The 11,473-nt window shown below is 62.4% G+C and carries 9 protein-coding genes; 1 reads left to right on the forward strand and 8 read right to left on the reverse strand.

Features of this window, described 5'->3' with window-relative positions; translation table 11 throughout:
* Positions 1 to 39 precede the first annotated feature (39 nt).
* From proS to radA, 7 genes are all read right to left on the reverse strand, one after another.
* Entirely contained in the window at positions 40 to 1,569 is a 1,530-nt protein-coding gene (proS, locus tag LOZ77_RS05800; protein ID WP_230281781.1) for a proline--tRNA ligase, read from the reverse strand.
* Between the two features lie 235 nt (positions 1,570 to 1,804).
* Positions 1,805 to 2,386 carry a polyhydroxyalkanoate synthesis repressor PhaR gene (gene phaR, locus LOZ77_RS05805; protein ID WP_230281237.1) on the reverse strand — a complete coding sequence of 194 codons (582 nt, stop codon included), beginning with the start codon at positions 2,384 to 2,386 and terminating at the stop codon, positions 1,805 to 1,807.
* A gap of 122 nt (positions 2,387 to 2,508) precedes the next feature.
* Positions 2,509 to 3,576, reverse strand: coding sequence for an alanine racemase (alr, locus tag LOZ77_RS05810; protein ID WP_230281238.1), 1,068 nt, complete (start codon positions 3,574 to 3,576; stop codon positions 2,509 to 2,511).
* A 40-nt stretch (positions 3,577 to 3,616) separates the two neighbouring features.
* Positions 3,617 to 5,272: an MFS transporter gene (locus tag LOZ77_RS05815; RefSeq protein ID WP_230281239.1), complete on the reverse strand. Its 1,656-nt coding sequence runs from the start codon at positions 5,270 to 5,272 to the stop codon at positions 3,617 to 3,619.
* An 81-nt stretch (positions 5,273 to 5,353) separates the two neighbouring features.
* Complete coding sequence (locus LOZ77_RS05820; protein WP_230281240.1) at positions 5,354 to 5,767, reverse strand: iron-sulfur cluster assembly scaffold protein; 414 nt, start codon at positions 5,765 to 5,767, stop codon at positions 5,354 to 5,356.
* A gap of 28 nt (positions 5,768 to 5,795) precedes the next feature.
* Entirely contained in the window at positions 5,796 to 6,338 is a 543-nt protein-coding gene (locus LOZ77_RS05825; protein ID WP_230281241.1) for a CvpA family protein, read from the reverse strand.
* A gap of 4 nt (positions 6,339 to 6,342) precedes the next feature.
* Positions 6,343 to 7,722 carry a DNA repair protein RadA gene (gene radA, locus LOZ77_RS05830; protein ID WP_230281242.1) on the reverse strand — a complete coding sequence of 460 codons (1,380 nt, stop codon included), beginning with the start codon at positions 7,720 to 7,722 and terminating at the stop codon, positions 6,343 to 6,345.
* Between the two features lie 104 nt (positions 7,723 to 7,826).
* Between radA and LOZ77_RS05835 the strand changes: the two genes are divergently transcribed.
* Positions 7,827 to 10,145 carry a patatin-like protein gene (locus LOZ77_RS05835; RefSeq protein ID WP_230281243.1) on the forward strand — a complete coding sequence of 773 codons (2,319 nt, stop codon included), beginning with the start codon at positions 7,827 to 7,829 and terminating at the stop codon, positions 10,143 to 10,145.
* A gap of 12 nt (positions 10,146 to 10,157) precedes the next feature.
* Here the strand turns inward: LOZ77_RS05835 and dnaJ are convergent, their stop codons facing one another.
* Positions 10,158 to 11,282 (reverse strand): molecular chaperone DnaJ, encoded by a 1,125-nt coding sequence (gene dnaJ / locus LOZ77_RS05840; RefSeq protein ID WP_230281244.1) that lies wholly within the window; start codon positions 11,280 to 11,282, stop codon positions 10,158 to 10,160.
* Positions 11,283 to 11,473 lie beyond the last annotated feature (191 nt).

Raw genomic sequence — 11,473 nt, forward strand, 5'->3', positions numbered from 1 at the left:
CCTCGCCTTGGCAAGAGGGTCGCCGGAAAAGCGGACCGCTTAGTAAGAGCGGGCGATATAGATATATTCGGACGCTTCCTCGCCCGTGAAGATGCACGGTTCCTCCGGCTTGCCGCCGTCGACAGGGGTGTTGCGCATGGTCAGTTTCAGCGTCTTCAGCTGTTCGACGATCTTGTCCAATGCTGCGCCGGTGGGGCGCGACCATGCTGCACGGATCCAGCCCGGCTTGACCGCGCCTTCCGCGAAATATCCGGCCACACCGTCCCAGTCGGTAATATCGGTGCGGATCGACTCGTCGCGGCGGGTTTTGGCCTCGGTGAACAAAGCTTCCTGTATTTCTTCCAGCAGGCCCGCCGCATTGAACAGGAAATCGTCACGGCCTTCGCCATTGATGTCGGCCTTGCCATCCTCGCGCCACAGGCGGTCGCGGCGCAGCACCGAAACCTGCTCGCTCGCCATATCGCGCGGGCCGACTTCGACGATGATGGGCGCACCCTTGCGCACCCAGTCCCACCGCTTTTGCGCGGCCTTGCCGGGCCGCTGGTCCAGCAGCACGCGCACGGGCTCGCGGAATGCGTCCTGCGCGGTCAGCGTTTTGCGGATTTCCTCGCAATAGGCGATCAGGTCGCTGTCGCCTTCCTTGCCGCGCAGCATGGGCAGCACGATGATCTGATGCGGCGCGATACGCGGCGGCACGCGCAGCCCGTCATCGTCGCCATGCGTCATGATCACGCCGCCGATCAGCCGCGTCGAAACGCCCCAGCTGGTGGTGTGGCACAGCTGCTCGACGCCTTGATCGTCCTGATATTTGATATCGGCCGCTTTGGAAAAGGTCGTGCCCAGATAATGCGAGGTGCCGGCCTGCAAAGCCTTGCCGTCCTGCATCATCGCCTCGATCGAATAGGTCGCATCAGCGCCCGGAAAACGCTCGTTCTCGGGCTTTTCGCCGGCGATCACCGGCATGGCCAGCACGTCTTCGGCAAAGCTGCGATAGACTTCGAGCATCAGCAGCGTCTCGTCCATCGCGTCTTCACGGTTGGCATGGGCGGTATGCCCTTCCTGCCACAGGAATTCGCTGGTGCGCAGGAACATGCGCGTGCGCATTTCCCAGCGCACGACATTGGCCCACTGGTTCAGTTTCAGCGGAAGATCGCGCCAGCTTTGCACCCAGCGGCCCATCGCCTGCCCGATCACCGTTTCCGAAGTGGGGCGCACGACCAGCGGCTCCTCCAGCTTCGCATCGGGATCGACGACCAGCGATCCGTCCTGCGACTTCAGCCGGTGATGGGTGACGACTGCCATTTCCTTGGCAAAGCCTTCGACATGCTCGGCTTCCTTGGCGAAATAGGACAGCGGAATGAACAGCGGGAAATAGCAATTATCGTGGCCGGTTTCCTTGATCCGGTCGTCCAGCAGTCGCTGGATACGTTCCCAGATGCCCCAGCCCCACGGCTTGATTACCATGCAGCCGCGCACGCCCGATTCCTCGGCCATGTCTGCCTGGCTGATCACCGCCTGATACCACGCGGCGAAATCGTCATTGCGCGAAATGTCGAGCGCGTGGCGGATCGTCGCCTTCTGGGGCTGATTCTGTTGGGTCGAGGGCGCGTTCACGAAGCGGCAAACCTTGGAAAATGGGGCCCTGCGCCTTGGGCGAAACATCGGCGCATCGGACCGGCACGAAGAAAGGGGCCCGAAACGAGCCCCCATATGACCGCGCGACACCCTTGCCAAGGGGCAGCGCACGTGAAGAACCTTTGTTTTCCGCCGCGCACAGCAAGACGCAGGCGCGGCGGATGGAAATTCAGCTGCTAAGCTTGTCGATCTGCTCTTTCATGGCAGCCATCTGCTTGCGCAATTCGTCCAGCTCGTTACCCGATTGCGCGGCGGCAGGCTTGTCCTCGCCCTCGGCCTCTTCTTGTTCGCCAAGGCCTTGGGCCGCCCCAGGCATAAAGGCATCGGTCGCCGCCTTGAACATCGCCATATTCTGCTGCGCCAGCTTGGCCAGCGGATTGCTGCCCATCGAATCCTCGAACGCCTTACGCATCTTCATTTGGTTGTCGCGAAACTGCGACATCGACATTTCCAGATAATGCGGGACCATTGCCTGCATCGAATTGCCATACATGCTGATCAGATCGCGCAGAAAAGTGACGGGCAGCATTTGCGAACCTGCCGCTTCCTCGTCCATGATGATCTGGGTAAGGATCTGGTGCGTAATATCGGCGCCGCTTTTGGCGTCGATCACCTGAAATTCAACACCCTCGCGAGTCATTTCTGCCAGATGATCGAGCGTAATATAGCTCGACGAATCGGTGTTATACAGACGCCGGTTGGCGTATTTCTTGATGATGATCACATCACCGGATTTTTCTTTGTCCGCCACATATCCCCCAAGATAGAATTGCGCCCCAGACTAAAATTGCGGATGCAACCCGAACATCTCTAGCTAATGCTGCGCAAGTTTGCTGCAAATGCTAATAGCACGGTGTTGCCACACCCCGCAAGCTATCCGGCCCGCAGTCTTGGCCCCGCCAGCGTCAGCAGTTCATACTGCGACAATCCGGACATTTCCGCCGCTGCGGGCAGATCGTAACCGGCGCGCAGCCAGTCTCCTTCACGCAAATGCGGCGCTGCGGTGATATCGATGGCAGTCAGATCCATCGACACCCTGCCCAGCACCGGCAGAACCGCTCCGTCCGTTGCCGTAAATTCCCCCTTGCCCGACCAGCAGCGCAAGAATCCGTCGGCATAGCCCAGCGACAGGATCGCCACGCGCATATCCGACGCGGCGGTAAAGCTGGCGCCATAACCGATGCTTTCACCGGCAGGCAGCGTGCGGATTTGCACGATGGCCGCTTCGGGCGCGATCACCTGTTGCAGATCTTGTGCAAGTTCGCTGCGCGGAACGCCGCCATACAGCGCAAGACCCGGGCGGGTCAGATCGAAGTGATACCCCGCGCCCAATGCGATTCCTGCACTATTGGCAAGGCTGGCGCGGCGATGCTGCAATTGTGGCAAAAGCGAAGCGAAAATACTCTGCTGCCGGTCGTTCAATGCGGACTCTTCATCTGCGCAGGCGAGATGGGACAGCACTATATCGATATCGAGCGCAGCGATGGCCGGATCGCCCAGTTCTTCGGGCCGCACGCCCAAACGGTTCATGCCGGTATCGACCATCAGATCGCATACGCCCCCGCCCGCCGCCGTCCACCGGCGCGCCTGTTCGATGCTGTTGATCACGGGGCGCACGCCAGTCTCGCGCGCAAATCGCACATCGGCGTCGCCCATCGGACCAAGCAGGACCGAAATGGACGAAGAAGGGGCGTAATGGCGCACGGCAGCAACTTCGGACCAGTGCGCGACAAAGAATTCGCGACACCCCGCATCCCACAGCACCGGCATCGCCCGGTCGATACCTATGCCATAGGCATCGGCCTTGACCGCCGCGCCGGTCCGCGCCTTGCCCGAAAGCCGGTCCATCGCGCGCCAGTTCGCCGCAAGTGCCCCGCCGTCGAAGGACAAGCGAAGCGGGGATGGATGGGATCGGGGCAGCTCGCCGGTTTCAGCCGTCATTTGCCGCCGTTCGCATATCCCCGCCCTGCGCACCAGACCCCTAAGCGTCGAATTCGCTTTCGTGGAAATCTTTGGGCGGCCCACCCTTTAGCCCGATAACCGCAAAGATCAGGCCCAACAGCATGAACACCCACGTATACCACAGCCCTGCATAGGCATCGCCCGTGCGCGCAATAATATAGGCCGCGATCAACGGCAGGAATCCGCCGAAATAGCCCGCACCGATGTGATAGGGGATCGACATCGAACTATAACGGATGCGCGGCGGAAACATTTCCGCCAGCAAGGCCGCAACCGAACCATAGGTCAGTGCCGACAACACGGACAAGACGACCAGCGCCCCGAGTATGCCTGCGATGCGCGCCCAACCCGGATATTGGGTGCCGAAATCGTAACCCGCGCGGGCCAGCCGGTCCTGCAATGCAGCGCGGCGAAGCTGCGGATCGTCTGCCGGATAGGACGGCACGGCGCTGCTTTCGGCGCCGACAGACAGGGTCAGTTGGGGCGCTTCGGTCAGGCTATAGGGCACGCCGCTGACGGTAAGATCCTCGATCAGACGGCCGCAATCGGTGGCCTGCGCATCAGCAAAGGGATCGTAACTGCAATCGGGGCCTGCCACCACAACGGGCGCGCTTTCGGCCGATGCGGCCATGCCGGGATTGGCCATCTGCCCCATGAACCAGAACACCGGGAACAGCAGGACCAGCGACAATATCTGGCCGATCACGATCGGTTTCTTGCGCCCGACCCGGTCGGACCATTTGCCGACGATGATATAGAGCGGCATGGCGATGATCCCACCCGCGAACAGCATCAGTTCGGTCGTCAGTGCGTCGACCCGCATCGGTCCTTTCAGGAACGAGAGACTTGAGAAAAACGCAGTGTACCAAATCGTCGTCAGCGATCCGGTAACCCCGAACAGGGCGACGACAATCCGCCACTTATTGCCGGGATAGGTGAAGCTTTCGACGAAGGGATTTTTCGCCGTTTCTCCCGCTTCCTTCATCGCGCGAAAGACAGGGCTTTCCGACAGTTTCAGGCGCATCCACAAGGACACCGCCAGCAGCACCAGCGACAGCAGGAACGGCAGGCGCCAGCCCCATGCCGCGAATTCGTCGGCAGGGATCAGAAACCGGCATGCCAGCACGACCGCGATGGACAGCACAAAGCCGCCCACGACGCTGGCCTGAATGAAAGAGGTATAAAACCCGCGCTTTTCGGGCGGCGCATGTTCGGCGACATAGATTGCGGCACCGCCATATTCCCCGCCGAGTGCGAGCCCCTGCAAAATGCGGAACAGGATGACGATGATCGGCGCCGCGATGCCGATTGTCGCGGCAGAAGGGATCAGACCGACGCCTGCCGTCGCCACGCCCATCAGGGTCACGGTGACGAGAAACGTATATTTGCGGCCCAGCCGGTCGCCCAGAAATCCGAACAGGATCGCGCCCAAGGGACGGAACCCGAACCCTACTGCAAAGCCGGCCCACACCAGCAGCAATTGCAGCGTTTCATTGCCCGAAGGAAAGAAGGCTGCCCCGATCAGACCGGCCAGCGTGCCGTAGATGAAGAAATCGTACCATTCGAATATCGTCCCAACCGAGGAAGCCCCGATTACCAGCCGAACATCCGATCCGCTTAATTCCTTGTCGAAAGCGGTTTCAGCTCCGCCCCCAGACTGGCCCGCTTGCGCCATTCCCGTCTCCCGTTCCCTTTTGCCGATCACTAGCGCGGGAAAGTGGCGTTTGCCAAGAAGCCTTGGGACTGGCCCTGCAGGTCAGGTAAGAGCCTTTTCGGCGGCATCCCATGCCAGCAGGATCGCGCCGTGTCGGGCAGGATAGGCACGCGCCGGCGCAATCAGCTCCAGCCCGGGCCAATCGGGAAGCGGCGCATCGCCAGCCAGCCAGGCGCGCAATCCGCTGGCCGCTGTGGCGATCCGCGCGGCCTTCATCCCCACCGCGTGTTCGGCAAAGATCGCCGCCGATGCCTGACCGACCGCGCAGGCCTGCGCGGCAAGACCGGTGCGCGTAATCACATCGTCACCGTCAGTTGCCAAACCCAGCGTCAAAACGCTGCCGCAACTGGCAGACCGCGCTTCGCCACGCAGCGGAAGATCGTCTGCCAGCGGAAACCGCGCCAGCGATACTGCTGCGGCCAGAACTTGCGGCGTGTAAAGACGGGTCGCATTCATCGCCGGTGGAGCCTGGTCAAGCGGCGCATCAAATCGTGTCAGCCGCTTCCTGCAATTCCTCGCGCCGTTCCGCGATAGTCTCTACCAGCGCATTGCTGGCAGAATTCACAAAGGGATAGCTGCGCGCGAACTTGATCCAGTCAGGCCTCCCCTCGGCCCCCCAAGCCATGTCGTAACCCAGCGCGAGGATCGAGAAGGACAGCACCACAAGAATCGCGCCCTTTACCACGCCGAAACCCATGCCCAGCATGCGGTCAATCGGGCCCAGCACCGAATTGCGCGATTTGCCGCCTGCCCAGCGCGCAATCAGCTTCATCACGGCATAGGGCACCAGCAACAGCAACACGAATGCCAGCAGCCCTGCATTGGTCTGGTTATCTTTGAAAAACTCGGTGAGCATCGCCGTCAGCGGTTCGTGAAGAAAATAAATCGCCGCGACTGCGGCAATCCACGCGCCCAGCGCCAACACCTCGTGCACGAAACCACGCAGCAGACCGCCAATGGCGGCCAGCCCCACGATCACCAGCACGGCAAGGTCGAAACCGGTAAAATCCATTCCGGAAATTTCCATGAAATCAATCTGCGCCCACTACCCTGTCGACGAGCCCTATCAGAAGGTCGAGCGGATCATACAGTCCCGTCCCTTGTTCAGAGCTTAACGAGGCAGAGTTTAGAGCCGGTCCGAACGCCTTGTCAAAGCCGAGCTTGGCCGACTCCCGCAACCGCAGGGGTGCGTGGGCCACCGAACGAATCTCGCCCGACAGCGAAACCTCTCCGAACCATACCGATTGCTTGGGCAAAGGTCTGTCTGCCAATGCCGACACCAATGCCGCCGCCACGGCCAGATCGGCGGCGGGATCGGAAAGGCGATAACCGCCCGCCACGTTCAGATAGACCTCTGCCGAAGAAAAATTCAGCCCGCACCGCGATTCCAGCACGGCCAACAACATGGCAAGCCGCCCTGAATCCCAACCGACGACAGCCCTGCGCGGTGTTGCGCCGGATTGCAGCCGCACGATCAGCGCCTGTATTTCGACCAGCACGGGCCGCGTGCCTTCCAGCGCGGGAAAGACCGCACTGCCCGCGACAGGCTCGTCGCGGCTAGAAAGGAACAGGGTCGAGGGATTGGCCACTTCGGTCAGGCCCGCCCCTTCCATCGCGAACACGCCGATTTCATCGACCGCGCCAAAGCGGTTCTTCAGCGCGCGCAGTACGCGATACTGGTGCGACCGCTCCCCCTCGAAGCTCATCACCACATCGACCATATGTTCGAGCACGCGGGGACCCGCGATATTGCCATCCTTGGTCACGTGACCGACCATCACCAGCACACAGCCCGACTCCTTGGCATAGCGGATCAGTTCCAGCGCGCAGCCGCGCACCTGGCTGACCGTGCCCGGCGCGCCCTCGATCTGGTCGGAATGCATGGTCTGGATCGAATCGATCACCAGCAATGCGGGCGCGTCCATCCCGCCCAGAGTCGTCAGAATATCACGCACCGATGTCGCGCTGGCGAGCTGGATCGGCGCATCGGCCAGACCCAGACGCCCGGCACGCAGGCGCACCTGCCCCGCCGCTTCCTCGCCGCTGATATAAACCGCCGCCTTGCCCGCCCGCGCCACGCTCGCGCTTGCCTGCAGCAGCAGCGTCGATTTGCCGATACCCGGATCGCCGCCCATCAGGATCGCGCTGCCCGGCACCATGCCGCCACCCAAAGCACGGTCGAACTCCGCCATGCCGGTTGGCTGGCGCACTGGCAAAGGCGTCTCGGCATCAAGCGGCGTGAACGCGATCGGACGCCCGCCGCCCGACAAATCATGCTTGGCCGCGAACACCGTCGCAGGTGCTTCCTCGACCAGCGTGTTCCATTCTGCGCAATCGGCGCATTGCCCCTGCCAGCGGTGGGCGACGCTGCCACAGGCCTGGCACACGAATCTGCGTTTGGGTTTCGCCATGGCCTCGCTTATCCGGAACGGATCGGGAACGCAATTGCCGATGGGTGTGATTTTCCCGCGCAATTTGCTTGGCTTTTTGAACCCGCTGCTGTCACAATCATGCGATGCGGGAGAAGGAACTGAGGATCGCGCTGGTTTGCTACGGCGGAGTCAGCCTTGCGGTTTATATGCATGGCGTCACCAAGGAGCTTTGGCATTTCGCCCGCGCCAGCCATGATTTCCGCAGCGGAGAGCCTTCGGGCAATCCGGTCCAGCGCGCCTATCGCGATCTGCTGACAGCCATTGCCGATCAGGGCGAAACGCGGCTGCGCGTGATCCCCGACATTCTGACAGGCGCCAGCGCGGGCGGGCTGAACGCGATCTTTCTGGCCGAGGGGCTGCTGACGGGCCGCTCGCTCGATCCGCTGACCCGACTGTGGCTGGAACGTGCCGACAGCGACGTTCTGGTCGCGCCCGAAGCGCGTCCGGGCAACCGTTTTTCCAAGCTGTGGGCGCAGCCCATCGTGGAATATGCACTGCGCCGTCCGGGCAATGCCGTATCACGCACCGTGGCTGTCGAAACCCGCGAGGAAGTGCGCGCGAAACTGTCGCGACTGATCCGTTCGCGCTGGTTCGCGCCGCCCTTTTCGGGGATCGGCATGGCGCGCATGATCGATGACGCTCTGGTCGCCATGGCCGAGCAGGAGGACGGCCCGCCACTTGTGCCGCCAGGCCATCCGGTCGATCTGTTCGTTACAGCCACCGATTTCCGCGGCAGCCGCGTACCGCTGCGACTGCATTCCCCCGCGCTTGCGACCGAAACGGAGCATCGCCTGCCCATATCGTTCCGCGCGCATGGCGGCGATACCACGCTGGCGCCGCGGCCCGAGCTTGTTTTCGCTGCCCGCGCCACCAGCAGCTTTCCCGGTGCATTCCCGCCGCTGACCGTGGCCGAGATCGAAAGTCTGTCCAGCGAGCGCCGGTTGGACTGGAACAGCCGCGATGCATTTCTGTCGCGCATCATGCCGCATCATGCCCATGCACATGATCTGGATCAGGTCGCTCTGATCGATGGCGCGGTGCTGGTCGGTGCGCCCTTCGCCGAGGCAATCGCTGCACTCAGCGGCCGCCCTGCCACGCGAGAGGTGGACCGCCGCTTCATCTATATCGACCCGCGGCCCGACCTGCGCATTACCGGCGCGGGGAACGACCGGCAGGAACAGAAGGAAGTCGGTTTCTTCTCCTCCATCTTTGGCGCCTTGTCGGCCATTCCGCGCGAACAGCCGATCCGTGACGATCTGGAACGCATCGACGCGCACAGCCGCGAGGCGGCCCGCCTGCGCGCGATCGTCGAAGGCTTGCGTCCCGAAGTGGAGGCGACCGTCGATCGTCTGCTGGGCCGCACTTTGTTTCTCGATCGCCCGACGCCCGAGCGTTTGACCAAATGGCGCCGCCGCGCACAGCAGGCTGCGGCTGAGCAGGCAGGCTTTGCCTTTCATTCCTATGCCCGCAGCAAGTTCACCGGCATTGTCGAACATCTGGCAGGGCTGATCCATCGCGCCGTCCCGGGAGAGAAGCCTGCCCGCGAAAGCGTGATCGGCGCGCTGGCCGGTCATTTCGAGCGTGAGGGACTGGGCAGCCTCTCCGGCGGAAAGCTGGGCGCGAGCGGGGATGCGATCGATTTCTTCCGCGCACATGATCTGGGCTTTCGCATCCGCCGCCTGCGCCTGTTGGCCCGCCGCCTGTCGCCCAACGACATCGGCGGCACGCTACCCCCGCCCAAGCGCGAGATTGCACGCAAAGCCGTGTATGACGCATTGTCGATCTATACGCGGCTCGACGGGATCGAGGTACTTGGTGACGAATTTCCCGATCTGGCCGGAAAAGTGCTGTCGGAGCCGGATGGGGCCATCGCCCATATCGCAAAAACCCGCGATCTGGCGGCGACCGATCCGCTGGTTGATGCGCTGCTGGTCGAAGGGCTGGCGCAATTGCCGCGCGAGCAGCGGCGGGCAATGTTGCTCGCCTATCTGGGCTTTCCGTTTTACGATATTGCCACGCTGCCCCTGTTGGGCGCGCGCGGCTTTGACGAGTTCGAGCCGATCAAGATCGACCGCATATCCCCCGAAGACGCGTCCGCCATCCGGCCCGGCGGCGCCTCCACCTGCCTACGCGGGATCGAGTTCTATAATTTCGGGGCCTTCTTCAGCCGCGCCTATCGCGAAAACGATTATCTGTGGGGCAGGTTGCATGGCGCGGACCGGATGATCGACATCGTCGCCTCTACGCTGGAGCCCGAACAGACCCTGCCCGAAACCACGCTGACCGCCATCAGGCGTAAGGCTTTTCTTGCAATTCTGGACGAAGAGGAAAAGGCCGGACTGTGCCGCAAATCACTGATCCACACATTGCGGGCCGAGGTCGAGGAAAAGCTCCGCGCCTGACCCGCGGTCAGATCAAAGCTTGCTCCAGCCAGACTTGATCCGCTCGAAAAAACCCATCGCGTCGGGGCACTGGGCCTTGGTCTCGCTCTGCTGGAATTCGCGCAGCAGTTCCTTTTGCTTCGACGACAGCTTTCGCGGGGTTTCGACCTGAATGTCGACCACCAGATCGCCGCGGCCGCGCCCTTGCAACACGGGCATGCCGTCACCGCGCTTGCGCAATTGCTCGCCCGACTGGACGCCGGCGGGAATGTTCACCGTAATCCATTCGCCATCCAGCCCCGGCAGGCTGACCGTGCCGCCCAGCGCTGCCTTGGTAAAAGTGATCGGAACCTTGGTGAACAGGTTGGTCCCGTCGCGTTCGAACACTTGGTGACGGCGAACATGCATGAAAATGTAAAGATCGCCCGCAGGCGCACCTTGCGGTCCCGCCTCACCCTTGCCGGACAGCCGGATACGCGTGCCGGTTTCGACGCCGGGCGGTATCGTGATGTCGAGGTTCTGAACCTTGTCCACGCGCCCTTCCCCCCGACAGGCGCTGCACGGCGTTTCGATAACTTCGCCGCGTCCGTGGCAAGTGGGGCATGGCCGTTCGACCACGAAGAAGCCCTGCTGCGCGCGGACCTTGCCAAAGCCGCCGCAGGTTTCGCAGCCACGCTTGCCCGTGCCGGGTTCGGCGCCCGAACCGCTGCATGGCTCGCAGGTTTGCGAGACTTCGATCGAAATCTCGGCATCCTTGCCATGGAACGCCTCTTCCAGCGTAATTTCCATGTCATAGCGCAGGTCCGCACCGCGACGCGGTCGTCCGCCACCGGCACCGCCGCCAAAGGCAGAACCGAAGATCGTCTCGAAAATATCGCCAATGTCGGAAAAACCCTGACCGCCGCCCTGGCCACCGCCACTCGCCGCCTGTTCATATGCCTCGTGACCGAACCGGTCATAGGCGGCGCGCTTTTGCGGGTCTTTCAGACAGTCATAGGCGCGGCTGATCGCCTTGAATCGCGCCTCGGCATCGGCATCGCCCGGATTGCGGTCCGGGTGAAAGCGCATGGCCAGCTTGCGATAGGCGGACTTGATCGTCTTGTCGTCCGCCGAACGCTCGACTTCCAGCAATTCGTAAAAGTCGACTTCGGTTTCCACTCAGCCTCCGTAACGTCCGGCCCGCGCCCTGCGGTACCGGATCGGCAAATCATCCAACATTGCGCGAGAAACGACCCGCCCCGCGATCGCGCATTACAATGGCAGCAACCCCATACGATCACAGCGCCGGGCCGCATCGAAATAGACCCGCAGGCCTATCGGCAAGGTTAACAGGGCGGGTTAACCGTGTG

Source organism: Croceicoccus sp. Ery15 (assembly GCF_020985305.1).
In the GTDB taxonomy this organism is placed as follows: domain Bacteria; phylum Pseudomonadota; class Alphaproteobacteria; order Sphingomonadales; family Sphingomonadaceae; genus Croceicoccus.

What these genes read in the sequence shown, in the direction of transcription:
- alr (WP_230281238.1), bottom strand. Translation starts at nt 3,576, where the DNA reads ATGACGGCTGAAACCGGCGAGCTGCCCCGATCCCATCCATCCCCGCTT.
- LOZ77_RS05815 (WP_230281239.1), bottom strand. Translation starts at nt 5,272, where the DNA reads ATGGCGCAAGCGGGCCAGTCTGGGGGCGGAGCTGAAACCGCTTTCGAC.
- LOZ77_RS05820 (WP_230281240.1), bottom strand. Translation starts at nt 5,767, where the DNA reads ATGAATGCGACCCGTCTTTACACGCCGCAAGTTCTGGCCGCAGCAGTA.
- LOZ77_RS05825 (WP_230281241.1), bottom strand. Translation starts at nt 6,338, where the DNA reads ATGGAAATTTCCGGAATGGATTTTACCGGTTTCGACCTTGCCGTGCTG.
- radA (WP_230281242.1), bottom strand. Translation starts at nt 7,722, where the DNA reads ATGGCGAAACCCAAACGCAGATTCGTGTGCCAGGCCTGTGGCAGCGTC.
- LOZ77_RS05835 (WP_230281243.1), top strand. Translation starts at nt 7,827, where the DNA reads ATGCGGGAGAAGGAACTGAGGATCGCGCTGGTTTGCTACGGCGGAGTC.